Source organism: Gilvimarinus gilvus, from assembly GCF_030518155.1.
Classification (GTDB): domain Bacteria; phylum Pseudomonadota; class Gammaproteobacteria; order Pseudomonadales; family Cellvibrionaceae; genus Gilvimarinus; species Gilvimarinus gilvus.
Genome location: NZ_JAULRU010000371.1, coordinates 40219 through 56383, shown reverse-complemented (window position 1 = coordinate 56383; position 16165 = coordinate 40219). Strand labels below are relative to the sequence as shown.

Annotated in this window: 12 protein-coding genes; 7 read left to right on the top strand and 5 right to left on the bottom strand. The window is 50.4% G+C overall.

Annotated features, from left to right (window positions below; translation table 11 throughout):
* Positions 1–136 precede the first annotated feature (136 nt).
* Genes arsJ through QWI17_RS06550 form a run of 3 tightly spaced genes read right to left on the bottom strand, consistent with a single transcriptional unit; the run spans position 137 to position 2759 of the window.
* Positions 137–1357 (bottom strand): organoarsenical effux MFS transporter ArsJ, encoded by a 1221-nt coding sequence (gene arsJ / locus QWI17_RS06560; RefSeq protein WP_302721736.1) that lies wholly within the window; start codon positions 1355–1357, stop codon positions 137–139.
* 14 nt (positions 1358–1371) lie between these two features.
* On the bottom strand, positions 1372–2379 hold the full coding sequence (locus QWI17_RS06555; RefSeq protein ID WP_302721735.1) for an ArsJ-associated glyceraldehyde-3-phosphate dehydrogenase: 1008 nt from the start codon (positions 2377–2379) through the stop codon (positions 1372–1374).
* Between the two features lie 41 nt (positions 2380–2420).
* Positions 2421–2759, bottom strand: a complete 339-nt coding sequence (locus QWI17_RS06550) for a metalloregulator ArsR/SmtB family transcription factor (protein WP_302721734.1) — start codon at positions 2757–2759, stop codon at positions 2421–2423.
* Between the two features lie 436 nt (positions 2760–3195).
* On the opposite strand from QWI17_RS06550, the gene QWI17_RS06545 reads away from it, so the two are divergent.
* The 4 genes from QWI17_RS06545 to QWI17_RS06530 all read left to right on the top strand — a co-directional run bounded on the left by QWI17_RS06545 (position 3196) and on the right by QWI17_RS06530 (position 10132).
* Positions 3196–4896, top strand: a complete 1701-nt coding sequence (locus QWI17_RS06545) for a beta-helix domain-containing protein (protein WP_302721733.1) — start codon at positions 3196–3198, stop codon at positions 4894–4896.
* 169 nt (positions 4897–5065) lie between these two features.
* Positions 5066–7762, top strand: a complete 2697-nt coding sequence (locus QWI17_RS06540) for a TonB-dependent receptor domain-containing protein (RefSeq protein WP_302721732.1) — start codon at positions 5066–5068, stop codon at positions 7760–7762.
* Between the two features lie 397 nt (positions 7763–8159).
* The gene (locus QWI17_RS06535; RefSeq protein ID WP_302721731.1) at positions 8160–8888 is read left to right on the top strand and encodes a hypothetical protein; all 729 of its coding nucleotides are present in this window, start codon (positions 8160–8162) and stop codon (positions 8886–8888) included.
* Positions 8889–9007: 119 nt separating this feature from the next.
* Positions 9008–10132: a hypothetical protein gene (locus tag QWI17_RS06530; protein WP_302721730.1), complete on the top strand. Its 1125-nt coding sequence runs from the start codon at positions 9008–9010 to the stop codon at positions 10130–10132.
* On the opposite strand, the gene QWI17_RS06525 is transcribed toward QWI17_RS06530, so the two are convergent.
* Complete coding sequence (locus tag QWI17_RS06525) at positions 10094–11170, bottom strand: acyltransferase family protein (protein WP_302721729.1); 1077 nt, start codon at positions 11168–11170, stop codon at positions 10094–10096. The two genes, QWI17_RS06530 and QWI17_RS06525, sit on opposite strands and share 39 nt — an antisense overlap.
* Before the next feature lie 293 nt (positions 11171–11463).
* Between QWI17_RS06525 and QWI17_RS06520 the strand changes: the two genes are divergently transcribed.
* Complete coding sequence (locus QWI17_RS06520) at positions 11464–13236, top strand: SLC13 family permease (RefSeq protein WP_302721728.1); 1773 nt, start codon at positions 11464–11466, stop codon at positions 13234–13236.
* Positions 13237–13348: 112 nt separating this feature from the next.
* Positions 13349–13765 carry a hypothetical protein gene (locus QWI17_RS06515; RefSeq protein ID WP_302721727.1) on the top strand — a complete coding sequence of 139 codons (417 nt, stop codon included), beginning with the start codon at positions 13349–13351 and terminating at the stop codon, positions 13763–13765.
* 46 nt (positions 13766–13811) lie between these two features.
* On the opposite strand, the gene QWI17_RS06510 is transcribed toward QWI17_RS06515, so the two are convergent.
* Complete coding sequence (locus tag QWI17_RS06510) at positions 13812–14225, bottom strand: Dabb family protein (RefSeq protein ID WP_302721726.1); 414 nt, start codon at positions 14223–14225, stop codon at positions 13812–13814.
* A 221-nt stretch (positions 14226–14446) separates the two neighbouring features.
* On the opposite strand from QWI17_RS06510, the gene QWI17_RS06505 reads away from it, so the two are divergent.
* Positions 14447–16087: a mechanosensitive ion channel family protein gene (locus QWI17_RS06505; RefSeq protein ID WP_302721725.1), complete on the top strand. Its 1641-nt coding sequence runs from the start codon at positions 14447–14449 to the stop codon at positions 16085–16087.
* Positions 16088–16165 lie beyond the last annotated feature (78 nt).

Sequence of the window (16165 nt, the reverse complement as noted above, 5' to 3'; positions counted from 1 at the left end):
CGCAGGGCGTGACCTGAAGCGCACATCTGCTGCGCCTTGCCTCTAGCAAAGGGAACCACCCTGTGCGTCGAGACAAGACACAACATCTGCACGCGTCAGGCCACGCTGAGCATGCATGGGGTTTTTCAGCAGCCTGCTAGGCCGGGTCTATAGTCTTGGGAAGTGCTAATGATAACAGCGCTGCGCTGACAAGCAGCCCCGCCGATACCCACAGGCAAGGTATCAGGCCGTAAGCTTGAAATAGCCAGCCGGAAAGCACTGTGCCCAGCAATCGCCCGGCGGCATTAGCGCTGTAGTAAAAACCGACATCGAGTGAGACGCCATCGTCCCGCGCGTAGCTAACAATAAGGTAGCTGTGCAGCGATGAATTAACGGCGAAGGCTACGCCAAATATCATCAGTCCGATAACGAGTGTGGCCGCAGGTGGCAAGCCAATGCTCATGGCAGCCGCAAGAGTTGCGGTCACCAGGGTCAGTACGGTAGCGCAGGTGGTCGCGGCTGTACCGCCCGGGCCGGAATGACTTGACCGGTAGAACAGCTTTGGCGCCACCGTTTGCACTACGCCATAGCCAATAATCCAGGCAGCTAAAAAGCTGCCCACTTGCCAGTGTGGCCAGGCAAGCTTGCTCGCTAAATACACGGGCAGGGCCACGACAAACCACACGTCTCTGGCGGCAAATAAACATAAGCGGGCCGCGGCGAGTACGTTAATGGCTCGGCTTTTGGAAAACACAGCGGTAATTTTGCTTTTTTTTGTGCCACGCCCGAGATCATTTTTTAAGGTCAATATACTCAGTAGCCAGACGGCGCCGAGCATCAGCAGCATTGCACTGACGGCGCCTTGAAATTGCAGGGCACTTAACAGGGCGCCACCAAGAAAAAAGCCTGCGCCTTTCAAAGCATTTTTGGAGCCGGTTAACAATGCAACCCAACGAAACAACGCTGAGTTTTCCCCTTTGGGCACTAACAGCTTTATGGCGCTTTTCGCGCTCATTTTGTTTAAGTCTTTGGCAATGCCGGAAAGTGCCTGAGCGGCCATCACCCAGGCTAAGGTCAGTGCCGCACTGGGCACTAAAAGCATGGCCAGTGCCAGCACCTGCAACAGCAAGCCGAGATTCATGGTGCGGTTTAGGCCAACGCGGGCGCCTAGCCAGCCTCCGAACAGATTGGTAACCACGCCAAAAATTTCATAAAACAAAAACAGTAGGGCAATATCGAGCGCGGCATAGCCCAATTTATAGAAATGTAGCACCACCAGCATGCGCAGAGCGCCGTCGGTAAGCGTGAATACCCAGTAGTTGGCGGTAATCAACAAATATTGTCGAACCGACTCTGGCAGCGCGGCAAGTTTTTGCATAGCTTTATGAACCACTATTGAGCCGAATCTTGTTGGCCTACCCAACGCGCAAGCTCGGCCAGGCGATTGGCATAACCCCACTCGTTGTCGTACCAGGCGTAAATTTTTACCTGGGTACCATCGACAACCATGGTGGATAGCGCGTCGATAATGCTGGAGCGTGGGTCGGTGCGGTAATCAGACGAGACCAACGGCCGCTCTTCATAGCCGAGAATATTTTTAAGCTCTCCCGCGGCGGCTTCTTTTAATAGCGCGTTAACCTCCTCGGCTGTGGTGGGGCGTGCCACCTCGAAAACACAGTCGGTAATAGAGGCGTTGGTAATAGGCACGCGTATGGCGTGGCCGTTTAGCTTGCCCTTTAGCTCTGGGAAAATATGGGTAATGGCGGTGGCAGAGCCGGTGGTGGTTGGTATTAAGTTGCTGCCGCAGGAGCGGGCCCGGCGCAAATCTTTATGGGCCGCATCAATAATGGTTTGCGTGTTGGTAATATCATGGATGGTGGTGATGGCGCCGTGCACAATGCCTAATGACTCGTGAATTACTTTGACAACGGGGGCCAAACAGTTGGTGGTGCAGGAGGCTGCGGTAACAATACGGTGTGTATCCGGCTGGTACTCTCGCTGGTTAACGCCCATTACAATATTAACCGCGCCGGCCTCTTTTACCGGCGCACTGACGACGACGCGTTTGACGCCTTGTTCAATATAAGAGCGCAGCGCAGCGCAATTATTGTTTTTACCGCTGGCTTCAATTACCAGGTCACAGTCGGACCAATCCGTTGCACTAATATCGGTGTTTTGCGTGCAGCGAATACGCTTGCTACCGACCACAATAGAGTCGCCTTCGGCTGTCGCCTCGTGATGCCAGCGCCCGTGAACAGAGTCGAAGTTGAGAAGGTGGGCGAAGGTTTCGGCGCTCCCTGCGGGGTCGTTTACGGCAATGATCTCGAAATCATCCCAATCGAACGCTGCGCGCAATGCCAGTTTTCCCATTCGCCCTAAGCCGTTAATGCCTACTTTCATCGTTTATATTCCTGTTGTGGTATTGAAGTGTCTGGTGTTGCTCACGTGCATACCCTTCCTGCGCCGCTCGCCAGCAGCTGCAGTGACCGCTGAAAATCGGAACTGCCTTTTCGATAATCCTGCAAGGTGGTGTCGAGCACGTTGAGCATCCAGCCCGCCAAGTTGGGGTGGAGGTTGTAATACACCCACTTGCCTTTGCGCCTATCGGCGAGGAGCCCACACTGGCGCAGTACCGCTAAGTGCCGCGACACTTTGGGTTGGCTCAGTTGCAGTGCCTGCGTCAACTCACAAACACACAGCTCTCCGGCCTGCTGCATAAGGAGTAAACACTGCAGGCGCGTGTCATCGGCCAAACACTTAAAAAACTGGCTGTGATCCATAGTGATCTCTTGTGAGTCGTCCTCGTGGTGCTAATTGTAAAAATGAGCATTCTAATATACGGATATCCATATGTGTCAACGTATTTTGGGAACAGTATGCACCTAGTTGGGAAAGTTCCACTGCTTAACGCCACTGCAAGAAGATCGTCACAAATTGAAATGTTGGTACCCGCTTACGGTGTGGCCCAATTACACCGGCGCAAGGTCTGATCAAAAAACGATCTGAAATAAAACCTTCACATACTTGTCACGCAAATTTCATAAATCTAATCAAGTATAGGCGCCACATGAGCACTGAGCTTGTTTTAGGCAAGCGCCGAGAAATCAGTCAGCCATGGACTGGGCACGCAGAAGTGCTACGGATTATTGGCCGCAGGTTAGGCCTGCGGCCTTAAAATTTTTTTGCAAACTATCCATTCCGGGAGAGTTGGAACTTATGAAGATCAAGACCCTCATTAGCGTAAACACTTTGGCTGCCATGCTGGTTGCCTGTGGTGGTGGTGACATTAACCTGAATCCTTCGAGCAATGTTATCGATTCAAACAACACCACAAACAATGTTACCAACGAAGCCGGTGACGGCGGTGGCACTCCCGTTGACGAAAACCCATGCGCGTCTTACACCGAAAACGGTCAGACCCGCGAAGGTAGCTACGCCAATGGCAGCTGTACTTATAGCGCTGCATTCGTAAGCGATATAAACCCTTTAACTGTTGACTTGAACATTCCTGCTCTGGAAAACGGCGGCATCCATATTTTCCAGGACAGCCTGTGGGTAGGCGAAGATGTTGACGCCAGTGAAGCGGCTACCGGTGTTCGTATTCCTCAGGAAGGAGAAGGTCCGGTACTGTCGGTTGAAGCCGGTTCTTTGATCGCTTTCTCCGCCTCTACCGACTATGTTCGTGTTGCTCGCGGCTCTTCTATTTTGGCTGAAGGTACTGCCGATGCTCCGATTATTTTCTCTGCCGTAGCGGATCTGCGTGATGGCGCTGGCACTGAGTCTGATCGCGGCCTTTGGGGTGGTGTTCAAATTAACGGTAACGGTATTACCAATAAGTGTACTGACGAGCAGCGCGCAGCGACTGACAACAACGTACACAACTGTCACATTACTGCAGAGGGTCGCCCAGCAACTTACGGCGGCAACAACAACGCAGAAAGCAGCGGTATTCTTCGTTACGTTCAAATCAAGCACGCTGGTTTCGAAGTGGTTGATGGCAGCGAGTTGAACGGTTTGACCCTGAACGGTGTAGGTTCTGGCACTACTATCGAGTACGTGCAAACTTACACCACTCAGGATGATGGTTTTGAAATGTTCGGTGGTGCGGTTGACCTGAAAAACATTGTTGCGGTTAACGTTGGTGACGACTCTATCGACTTCTCTGAAGGTTGGGTGGGTAACATCCAGTTCGCACTGGTTACTCACACTTCTGGTTCGAATCGTTGTGTTGAGGCAGACAACACCGGTGAAGGTCGTGCCGATGACCTGGAGCCTTTCACTAAAGGTCGTATTTCTAACCTGACTTGTATCACCTCTAACGTGGATGAAGGTGACGGCACCGATCCATCTTCAAAAGGTAGCTCAGAAGGTCCTCTGTTCCGCGAAGGTGCGCACTTCGAGCTTTACAACTCAATCGTTACTTCAAACGCTTCGGGTATGGAGTCTAATGAGTGTCTTGAGCTGGATGACTCAGAAGGCCCACAAACCATTTTTGCCGCTACCGGTGGCTGGTCAGTGGTGAAGAGCACTGTTATCGCATGTACTGAGGCGACTAAAGCGGGTGTTGACCCTGCCAATGGCGCTTTCGATATTGATGCTTGGTTGGCTTCGGGTGAGAACACCGACAACTACATCTTTGATGAGAACACTGTCGGCGCATTGCCAGCGGTTGTTATTGAAGGTTTGGACAGTAACCCACGCGCTTACATGACCGCGGCTAATATGATGGACGGCAACAGCAACGTGATTGACGTGCCTGTTTACGACGTAACCATGCTGTTAAATGAGTTTGACGCTGGAGCAGCTCCTGCTTTGGGTGACTCAGGTTCCAGCACCTTTTTTGAAGCGGTTGACTTCATTGGTGCCGTTGGTTCCGACGACTGGGTAGCCGGTTGGACTGTTGGTTTGGACAACTAAGTTTAACGTCCAAAGCTAAGCGGCGAGGCGCCTTTCTTGGGCGCCTTGTTGCGATAAGGCCGCAAGGTCTGTCTCATCACGCTGACGTTAATCGCATTTCCTTTATTGCATTTCACGTTGGCGAACCGAACTCCAATCGAATAGAAAACCGCCTGAATGGGTTTTTAACATGCGCACAATGACTTCCAAGCGACGCCAGATAAGCCTGGCGATAATGGCAGCGTCCGTCGCGTTGTACAGTGGCCAACAGGCTGTTGCACAATCCTCTGACGCCGGTGAATTGTCTTCGACACCCCGTATTCAAGCACCGGTGATTGAAGAAGTCCTGACAATTGGCCGCCTGCAAAGCGCGTCCGACTCAATTATCGACGAGCGCATCGAGCAGCCATATGCCGCTGATGTACTCGGCTTTGATCAAATTTCTCGCGCGGGTGATTCTGATATAGCATCAGCACTGGCTCGTGTTACTGGTCTGACTGTTGTCGACGATCAGTATGTCTATGTTCGTTCACTGGGTGAGCGATATTCCAGTACTCAATTAAATGGCGCTGCAGTTCCCTCTCCAGAGTTGACGCGCAATGTTTTGCCGCTGGATTTATTGCCCTCAACTATCGTAAAAACATTGAAGGTGCAAAAGGCGTACTCGCCTGATTTGCCCGCTAGTTTCGGTGGCGGTAACGTCAATATCCGCACCAAAGGTATACCCGATGATGTCGTGTTTGACATCTCGCTGGGTACTGGCTGGAATTCTACCAGTAGCGACGATGGTATTTTTTATTCTGGTGGTGATGTCGACAACGCTATACCCGATGCAATCGGTAATGCCCTGGCTCAGTATCAGGGTGATCCTAGCTCGAACGGTATTCTGGAAGTTCTGCACACCTCCGGCGGTGCGGCAAGCGCCGAGCTTCGTCAGCAAGCTCAGCAATTGAACCGTGATCTGATGTTGACGCTGGACCGTGATGTTGAAATTACGCCCAAGTCGCTGGACCCGGATATGAGCGGCAAGTTGTCGCTGGGTAACTCTTGGTATGTGGCCGATGACTGGCGTATAGGTGCATTGGCCAACCTTTCTTACGACAAAGAGTGGCGCAACAAAAACCAAGAGAAAAAAGGTATAGGCAGCCCCGAGAGTGTGAACTCTGAGGTCACTCGCACCAGTGAAGAAATTCGCCAGCTGGCGGCACTGAGCGCGGGCGTTAGCTTTCAGGAAATGCACACCATTGAAGCCAGTGGTTTTTACATTACTAATACTGAAGATATGGCGAGTATTTCCGAAGGTTTTGATTCGAATAATACGCTGTCGGATGGCACTCAGGTGCTGGATTATCAGACACGCTTCGAAGAGCGCCGCCTGGAAATTTTACAGGTAACCGGTGACCACACGTTTGAGTTCGACCTGTTCGATGCCATGGATGAAATCAACGTCGACTGGTACTACTCTGACTCAAAAGCTGAAACCGCTGTGCCTAACGAGGCAAACGTTCAGGCTTCAAATACTCTAAACCCGGAAACCGGTGAGGTAATTACCTCGCGCCTATTGTCAACAACGTCGATGGCGACCTTCTCGTTTCTGCAGCTGGAAGATAATGTAGACAGTTATGGCTGGGACGTGGAGTTGCCTTTAAACTTTGGTGACAACCTGGTGACCTTAAGTGGCGGTTACGACTACCACGACAAGGCGCGTGCCTATTACGGCTATACGGCGAATATTGACGCGGCGGGCGTTTCCGGTGATGTCATGACGGGTACTCCGGGTGAGGTGTTGTCTGATGATAACCTCAGCAGCCTCGATAACAGTTTTGAGTTCACCATGGGGACTGGGCTGGGTAAAGAAAGTTACATTGCCGGGCAAATGACCGATGCGGCTTATGGCTCGATCGATATCAACTTCGACTACACCTGGCGTATCAACGCTGGCGTGCGCTACGAAGACTTCCGCCAGGCGGTACTGCCGGTTGATTTGTTGGACTATACCGGTGAATCAATTCGCGACCTGAACGATCAGTTGGCCAAGGAAGATCAAACTTACGCGATTAAAGATGATGGGTGGTATCCGTCGGTAGCCCTGACGTTTATGAACCAGGGCTTTATGAATGCCGATGACTTCCAGGTTCGTGCCTCGGTCAGTCAGACGGTCGTTCGTCCTGATTTGCGTGAAGTCTCTGACGTGGAATACATCGATCCTGAAATGGGTATTCGTGTACAGGGTAACCCGCTGTTGAAGTTTTCGGAGATTGATCACCTCGACTTGCGTACTGAGTGGTTCTACGGCGATGGCGATAATTTCACCGTATCTCTGTTCTACAAAGACATCACTGACCCAATCGAGCAGACGCGTGCGCCGGGCTCCGATGATGACATCTTGCTGCAATACTACAACGCCATTTCCGGTGAAATTTACGGTTTGGAGTTTGAAGGTAAAAAAGGCTTGGGTGCGGGGTTCTTCGTATCGGGTAACCTGACGTTGAGCGATTCGGAAATTGTATCGCCGGATGGTGAAGGCTTTACCAACACCACGCGTCGTATGACCGGTCAATCCGAGTATGTGATGAATGCGCAATTAGGTTTCGATTCGGAAGACGGTTATCACACGGCCTCGCTGTTGTATAACGTATTTGGTGATCGCGTTTATTATGCCGCGCGCGCCAACGGTCACGATGATGCCTTTGAGCAGCCTTATCACTCGCTTGATTTGGTCTACACCTTCTACCCAACGGAAACCCTGAGTATGAAGCTGAAGCTGAGCAATCTGCTGGGGCAGGACCGTGAGTTTGATCAGGTTAATTCAGGCGGCGAAAATGTCACGATATTAAAGCAGGAGCAAGGCACGGGCGTTGGTTTGGATTTTAAATATTCATTCTAACCGCCGAGCTACAATGGGACACCTATAACGCAAAGGATTGCGACAAAGCCGCTGATGGCATATCAGCGGCTTTTTTTATCTGTAAATCTACCCCAATGGCTTTTTGCATTAGTTTAGGTATCAGAATTGCCGTCGGCGCTTAGAATGTTTTGTTATAAATGTGACCAAAATGCACAAAAAATGCTCACCGCGCTCCGTTATTAAGCATCATTTTGAGCAAAATCGTAAGAAAAACAGTAATTTTCTGAAAAAAAGAGGCAAATAAGTCATTTCTGTCACAATAAATTAACAATCGTATGGTTAGGCGGGTGATATTCTTATAACAACAGCGCTACTTAAGCTCTTTTATTTAGCGCAATTTGTAGTTGGGGTACGCCCCAGTAAAGAGGATATGAGCATGAAAACTCGTCTAACCAAAAAAGTGCTCGGCTCACTGGCAATTTTGGCAGTTATACTGCCTTTTTCCAGCAGTGCGAGCTCCATGTATCAGCCTGCCCAGTTTGGTGATGTTGCCGAACAGGTTACTAGCAAAGTTGTTATACCCCAGTCTATGGCTACTGATAACCGAACCATCGCGGTTTATTGTCAGGCCGACATTGCGGCTTCAGGTGTCGCTAGCAATGTAAATTGTTTCGACAAAGCCGGTTACAATGACCTGCAAGGTCAAACTCAGCGCGCTTTGGACGGTTTGGCGTTTAGTCCCGCTCAGGTTGATGGCGAAGCGGTGCCGGTGCGTATGACTTTCCGTGTGGTTTACTCGCGCAATGAAACTCAGCCTAACGTGGTGATGTTGCCCAACCTAGGTACGTTACAGCGCGAGCACGGTGTTAGCTACTTTGCGCCCCAAGAGCGTCTGGACAATAGCGACTGGTACAGCAGCTATGCGGACCGGGGTGAAGGTAAGCCGTTCTTTAATAATGGCAAGCTGGCTCGTATTGTCGGCAATGTGAATGCTGATGGTGGCATCGATAGCGTGCAAACGGTAGAGGCCAGTGGCCGTGCCCGCCGCGACGCGCGTATCATCGAAAGTGCACTGAAAGGCTCCCGTTTTATCCCGGGTTTTGTTGGAGAAGAAGCGGTCAATATGCATTACATTGCCGTAGTGAATTACCCCTCAGACGACTGATACCCTACGGTTGAAGCTTCTGACCCCTGTCGTGAAGGCCGCCTTAACAGGTGGCCTTTTTTATGGTTGGCAGTACAATAGCGGCTTTAGCGGTCACTTAAGTAGGTTCTGTCAAACCCGTGAGTAAGCGAATTCTATTGCATATAGGCCGGCACAAGTCCGGCACCACTTCGCTCCAGACGTTCTTTAGCCTTAATCGTCGGGCCCTTATTGAGCGAGGCATTTATTACCCTGAGACGGGTGTGCGCAATTTTGGTCATCACCTCATTGCCGAGCCGTTCCCGATGCGTCGAATCGGTAAGCTGCGTGCGCGTTACAGCCCTTTGCAAAATTCTCTTGTGCAGGCGTTGCGCGATGAAATCGACAGTGCGCCAGTCGGTACTATTTTGATCAGCAGTGAAGCCTTTCAGAATATGGCCCCTGAAGTAGCGGCTAGCCTGTTCAGCGGTTATGACGTACACGTTATTGCCTATGTGCGGGACCAGCTTTCCTATTTGGTCTCCTCCTACGCTCAGGAGGTGCATGCAGACAACAACTTTACGTATACGTTAGAAGACTATTACCGAAAGGTGTTTTCTGGTGCGGTAGACTATATGAAATTTCTCAGTAAATGGGAGTTGCATTTTGCCGGTAATGTGAGCGTAAAACTTTTTGAAACTGCCACAATGAAAAATAATAGTGTAGTGGACGATTTTTGTTGGAACTTCCTGAATATTGATGTGAGTGAAGGGTTTCAATCTCCAGAGGCCAGCAATCCATCGATAAAGGGAGATTTGATCGAATACAAGCGCATATTGAATTATTTTTTGCCAACGGAGTTGGCAAGAAAAACCCGCAACAAGCTCTATAGCCGGCTTCCGGAATTCAATCAACGATTTACAGATTCCCAGCTTTTTGTAACGCCAACTTTAATGCGTTTGTTGCAAATTGATATCGGTACTAGCAATCAGAAGCTGGCGAAAAAATATTTGCAGGGTGTCGACTTAAGTGGCCGTATTCAACAAAACTCAAAGAAGCATTCGCACTGTGCGGAACTAAATGCGCCGGCCTTCTATAACCTAATTGATGAATTGCTGCCGCTAGTGCCGGGGCTTGACGATATTTTGCAAGCAAATTTATCGACGGCTGAGGCTGAGCGACGGATTGCTGAGCAAAACTCCTGGCGGAGGCATCGCTCTAGAATATCGCTGTGGCAAAGGTTTCGTTTATTTGCCCGACCCTTGCGCAGATTCGTTGGGATTTAGGGTCATTTTAGAGCTGGCTGGGCGGAATTGAAGCATAGGCCGCTCTATGAAATGCCACGAAGCCAACGCTAATGTCACGACAAGTGGGGTCGAGTAAAGCATGCCCAGCCAGGGCGAGGGCGTTAGAGTCTGCTCGATAAATTGCTGGACAGGCCAGGCATAAATATAAATGCCATAAGAGGCATCACTCAGTTTTTCCGATATCGACCCAGATGGCAATCCGTAAGCCAGATAAACAATTAAATAAGGCAGACTTATAGCGCTTAGATAGGTGTCGAGTCTTGTGCCCTTGGCAAATATAAAGGCGGCTAACATAACGATGGCAACGGCGCCATGCAAAGGGATAAATTTCCGGTTTGTATATATCGCGACGCCTATACAAAAATAGAGGCACGGCAATCTCCAGCGCAAGCTAATGCCGAGTTCGGCGCCCGGGTATGTCAAAAACACTCCGACACATAGAGCGATGAGTATTAAAAATACATTGGCTAGGCCCAAGGGTAGCCGCACTAAGGCGTAACCGAGCAGGGCCAAAAGTAGATAACAAAACCACTCAACCGGTAGTGTCCACAAGGAGCCATTGACCACATCAAGCCGGTTTTCAGTAAATAAACCTGGTAAATGCCACTGAATTGGTAAAAAACCTAAACCGTTACCCAGATATCGAAAGGTGTCAGTTTGGGTGAAATATTCGGACAGCGGCACGTTGGTTAACAAGGGGCCGAGTATCAAGACCGTAATGAGTGTACAAACGAGTAGCCCCGGAATTATGCGCAGAGCGCGAGCCTGTAAAAACTCGCTTAGTCGCCGGTGATTGAGGCTTTTACAGACTAGAAAGCCGCTGATACAAAAGAAGCCTAGTACCGCCAGCTCACCGGTCCATAGGCTGCCCTGCCAAAGGCTGTTTAGGGGGTCGCGATAACTTCCCTGACCGTGAATCGAAAAGCCGTGACCATATAGGACCATCCACGCAAAAAGTAGGCGCAACGCGGTAAAGTTGTTCTGACGACTCTCAGAAAAGTGATCAAGGGTTGCCATTTTGTAGAAGTTACCGTTTCTGGCGCTAAGGGTCTGGGTTGCAATCGAAACGCTAAGCTAGGCCGACCGTTGCCAGAGCATATTGGTGTTTGGGCGGGTATTGTAGCCCAGTTCGTTTTAGCTGGGGCATGCAAAAATGCGGGCGCTACCGAATCCGCATTATGTGGTCAAGTTTTAGCCAAGCATTGCCTATATAGGCCAAAGTTATATGTCTAGTCGAAATAACTATTTTTACCCCGTCTCAAGTTCCGGTATGCTCGCGGCCTTATTATCTATGATTGGGTCTGTAAGAAATGGAATGGCAAGGGATATTATCGCTGGGGCTCGCGGTTGGTGCGCTGTTGGTACTGATTTTTACGCGCGTGGCCGCTCACCTGGTGATGATGGGTGTCCTCGTTATTCTGAGTGTCTCCGGCGTATTAGAGGCCAGTGAGGCTTTTGCCGGATTCAGTAACCACGGTGTTTTGACCGTTGCCGCTATGTTTGTCGTGGCCGCCGGTATTCACGGCTCCGGTGGCGTGGATCTGCTCGTGAACCATGTATTAGGCAATCCGCGTTCAACTCGTCGCGCTCAAATGCGTATTGGTATGCCGGTCGCTCTGCTTAGTGCCTTCCTTAATAACACGCCTGTTGTCGCCACCATGATTCCAGCGGTGCGCTCTTGGGCGAAACGTATTGATATCGCCCCCTCCAAGCTGATGATTCCCCTTAGTTACTCGGCGATACTGGGAGGCACACTCACCATGATTGGTACCAGCACCAATTTGGTAGTCAACGGCCAGTATCAAGAGCTAACCGGAGGCGACAGTTTCTCTCTGTTCTCAATTACCGCGGTGGGTTTACCCGTGGTGATTGTGGGCATGGTGTTTATGTATTTCGTCTTTCCCAAAAGCCTGCCGGACCGACGTGAGAAAGGTATTTTTGGCAATTTACGGGAATTTACCTTAGAGGTGGCGATAGCCTCCGACGGCCCGCTGGTTGGCCGCACTGTAGAAGAGGCCGGACTGCGAAATTTAAAGCGCATTTATTTGGCAGAGATTGAGCGCCAGGGTACGATTATTCCGGCTGTGAGCTCTGAAGAACCCCTGCAGGCGGGTGACCGTCTGGTCTTCGCGGGCGATACCGAGGCTATCTCGGATCTGCTGCGCATTAAGGGTATTGTGCCGTCCACCGATGGCGAGCCGACGCTCGCCAGTGAGCGCCGTGAGCGGCGCCTGGTGGAGGCGGTCATTTCCCCCCACAGCCACTGCATTAACCAGACCGTGCGAGATTCACACTTTCGTGAGCGTTACGGCGCGGCCGTTTTGGCGGTAGCTCGCAACGGCGAGCGGGTGCCGGGTAACTTGGGTACGACCACATTAAAGCCGGGCGATTCTTTGTTGTTAGAGGCGCGTCCGGCATTTGTGAGCCGTCAGAAATACAACAAAGATTTTCTGTTGGTAAGTGATTTGGGTACTGAGCCACCGCGTCATCAACGCGCGTTTCTGTCTTGGGCCATTCTTGTGGGTATTGTGCTGGCCGCGGCATTTGGTGTGCTGTCTATGTTAAATGCGGCCTTGTTGGGCGCCGCCGCGATGATGGTAACCGGATGTTGCTCGGCTCAGCAGGCGCAAAAGAGTTTAGACCCTACCGTCTTACTGACCATTGCGTCGTCTTTTGCCTTGGGTAACGCCATGTACAAGACCGGCGTTGCTCAGTGGCTAGCCGATGGCCTGCTGACAATGGGGTTAGGGCATCCGCTGCTGATACTGTTTTCAACCTATGTGGTGGTGTGGTTATTAACAGAGTCCATTACCAATAATGCGGCTGCCATTTTAATGGTACCCGTGGTGCTGGAAATGACCGAGAAAGCGAGCTTGAACCCCGAGCCTTTTATGCTGGTGGTAATGATGGCGGCTTCAGCTAGCTTTAGTACCCCTTTGGGTTATCAGACTAACTTGATGGTATACGGCCCTGGCGGTTACAAGTTTACCGATTTTCTTAAGGCTGGCGTGCCGATGAGTATATTGGTGGGAACGACAACGGTCGCTGTATTATCACTGGGTTGGCCTCTGACCTTAGCGTAAACTAAAGCGGTGCTTAGGCACCGTTTTTTTTGTCTGCGCATTAGGGTAGCGGGTAGAGTTGCGCCCTACTGGCTGCACACTTAATACTAATAATGGAAAACAGGGAGTCGCTATGAGTGAGTACGAAACGGTCTATCTTTTCAGTGAATATATCAACCGTACCTGGGCGGTTATGCAATTCTGGGCAAGTGTATCGTTTGGCTTAATTGCATTGGCGCATTTTGCCAGTAAACATTTGAATGTATTTTTAACCCTTCTGGTAAGTGTGCTGTACGCTGCCTTCTCTGTCTATGTGATGGTGATTTTACGGGTGAGTGGCGTGGTAGCCGACGGCTTCTTAGCGCAATTACAGGTTATGGTTGATGCCAGTGATTCAGTAAATCTGGGTACTCAAGCAATTTTGGCGTCAGCTCCTACGGCCATGCAGAATGCCATCATTGTGAGCTCGTTTTTTGGCGTCTTTGTTGGCGCATTATTGTATCTGTGGGTGAGTGTGGTACGTACGCACAGAAAACAGCACGCTACCTGAGGTAGAGCGGATTACGGGTCGTACAACGACCCGTGATTTTTTTGCTTTAGACCGCAATAGAGTCGAAGACCACTACTCGCTCCCACAGGTGACTGCACTCGTCGACAAACTTTTTATGCAATGGGTGCACTTGATACGCATTCTGTCCCTCCACATTATCAAACAGCATGAGCTCTGACACCTGAAAGCTGTTGTCTACCACATCGCGTTTCTCTGTTGAGGCCGGTACACCGATCTGAATGGCCTTAACACTGGGGATAGCCTCCAGAGCTTTTAATCCCGCAATCAGGGTATCTCGGTCTTCGGTGGAGTCTGGGTTTTTCAACCAAAAGAACACCTTGTGCTCCAATGCGGGCAGTGCCATATCGCATTCTCCTGCTTGTGCGGTTGTCGGTAGGGCGGCCGTAGCGCCTAGTGCTGCGGCACCTGTAAGGAATTTTCGTCGGTTAGATGTGCTCATGGAGGCTCTCCTTTTCGTTACTCTTTACGATAGTCTACCGGTAAAATGGCTCAAATAGTCTACGTTAACGCTTCTTGATGTTATCTCGCGGCTGATTATCCTGGGTGTGGACTTAAGGAGGTGTAGTGACAGGAAAATTTGCGTAAATTCTTAAGGCACAGTAATTTGTCATTTTTAGTTAATACAATCACAACAAATAAATCAGCGGGAGTTACACGCAGATGCAAGCAATTCGCTTGATTTTTCTAGCGGCTTTATTGGCGTCTTGCCACGTGTTGGCGCAAGACAGTGACTTGGATGCTATTACAGAGTCTGGTAGTTTTACCGACGTTGATGCGACACTCGCTCAAGAGATGTATGCCTCCGTGGACATCTGGGGTATGCATCTGGTAACCATACGCAGCTATTATCGACATTTCTCCCCCAAGCAACGAGCCGATAACATTCTCCAGCGCCTCCAGGCAATTCCTACGGTAAAAAACTACGATGTCACCTTTCGCAAAGTTTCAGAAGAGGAATATAAAGGTGGGTGGATTTTAGTCAATGACCACAGGGTAGTAGGCCTGCTTGAGGCCGATGCTCCGCCTAATATGACGCTGGATGCGTATGCTCAAGTGGTAAACCACCGGTTAATTGAGTGGTTAAAACGTCGCGACGCTCAACAGCGCCCCAGATTGTTGCTGCTCGGGACCTTGTATACCGGCTTGGCAACCTTGGCTTTTGCGGCTGCCACATATTTATTAATGCGTGGCCGTCGCCGCATTCTGTCACGTCTGGAGCAGGCCAATAACCCCCGCTACGGTTTACAGATTCTGCATGTGGGCAATGTCTATCTAATGCCTTACATAATGATGCTGTTATCAGGCGTGGTTCGTTTGGTTATGCTGGCAACAATTGGTGTGATTAGCTATTTATGGCTGGCTTTTGTCATGCGCCAATTTCCCTATACCATTGGCTACGGTCAAAGGTTAACCGACTACATTGTTTCGGTAGTGGCCGATATTGGTTTAGGGGTGCTTCATGCCGTGCCCGATCTAACCATGGCGGTGATCATTTTCTGGCTTGCGAAAATGTGTAATAACGCGGTGCACAGTATCTTCTTGCGGATTGAGCAAGGTCGAATAAAGTCCACGGTGTTCGACCCGGAGACCGCAAAAGCGACTCGCCGGGTTATTGTTGTGTTGGTTTGGTTGTTCGCGATTGTCGTTGCCTATCCGTATATTCCCGGCTCAGACACCGAAGCGTTCAAGGGTGTGAGCGTTTTTATTGGTTTGATTGTTTCGCTTGGTTCTGCGGGGATTGTCAGTCAGCTGTTAGGCGGATTAATTGTTGTTTACAGTCGAGCTTTTCAGCCGGGGGAGTACGTGCGAATTGGCGAGTATGAAGGGGTTGTAACCACGGTAGGCGTTCTGTCTACTAAAGTGCGTACCGTTCGCAAGGAAGAGATCACAATTCCCAATGCCGTACTGTTGAATGCCAGCAGCACCAATTTCACACGCTTGAGTAAGCCCGACGGCGTTATTGTGAACACAACGGTTACCATAGGTTATGACACGCCGTGGCAACAAGTTCATCAGCTGTTGTTAAATGCAGGTGCCAAGACGCCCGGGGTTCGTGAACAGCCAGAGCCTCATGTGCGTCAAATTGCTTTGAGCGATTGGTATGTTGAATATCGCCTGCTTGTGCATATCGATACCCCGGAAGACCGGCTGATCGTTCTGTCGGATTTACATCAGCACATACAGGATGAATTTTCGGCAGCTGGCGTTCAAATCATGTCCCCACATTTCGTTGGTCAACCGGAGCACCCCGTAGTGCCGCCCGCTAAGATTGATCAGGTTAAAGGCGGGTCAGGCGAGTGACCTGAAAACCCTTGGCAGAATTTTAAAGCTGTGAGCCAGGTCAGATTGGCGGCCACTCCACATCCCAGATTTTTCTGC

Excerpts from the sequence above, each read along its gene's own strand:
- QWI17_RS06545 (WP_302721733.1), top strand. The coding sequence starts at position 3,196 with ATGAAGATCAAGACCCTCATTAGCGTAAACACTTTGGCTGCCATGCTG.
- arsJ (WP_302721736.1), bottom strand. The coding sequence starts at position 1,357 with ATGCAAAAACTTGCCGCGCTGCCAGAGTCGGTTCGACAATATTTGTTG.
- QWI17_RS06550 (WP_302721734.1), bottom strand. The coding sequence starts at position 2,759 with ATGGATCACAGCCAGTTTTTTAAGTGTTTGGCCGATGACACGCGCCTG.
- QWI17_RS06535 (WP_302721731.1), top strand. The coding sequence starts at position 8,160 with ATGAAAACTCGTCTAACCAAAAAAGTGCTCGGCTCACTGGCAATTTTG.
- QWI17_RS06555 (WP_302721735.1), bottom strand. The coding sequence starts at position 2,379 with ATGAAAGTAGGCATTAACGGCTTAGGGCGAATGGGAAAACTGGCATTG.
- QWI17_RS06525 (WP_302721729.1), bottom strand. The coding sequence starts at position 11,170 with ATGGCAACCCTTGATCACTTTTCTGAGAGTCGTCAGAACAACTTTACC.
- QWI17_RS06510 (WP_302721726.1), bottom strand. The coding sequence starts at position 14,225 with ATGAGCACATCTAACCGACGAAAATTCCTTACAGGTGCCGCAGCACTA.
- QWI17_RS06520 (WP_302721728.1), top strand. The coding sequence starts at position 11,464 with ATGGAATGGCAAGGGATATTATCGCTGGGGCTCGCGGTTGGTGCGCTG.
- QWI17_RS06540 (WP_302721732.1), top strand. The coding sequence starts at position 5,066 with ATGCGCACAATGACTTCCAAGCGACGCCAGATAAGCCTGGCGATAATG.
- QWI17_RS06505 (WP_302721725.1), top strand. The coding sequence starts at position 14,447 with ATGCAAGCAATTCGCTTGATTTTTCTAGCGGCTTTATTGGCGTCTTGC.
- QWI17_RS06515 (WP_302721727.1), top strand. The coding sequence starts at position 13,349 with ATGAGTGAGTACGAAACGGTCTATCTTTTCAGTGAATATATCAACCGT.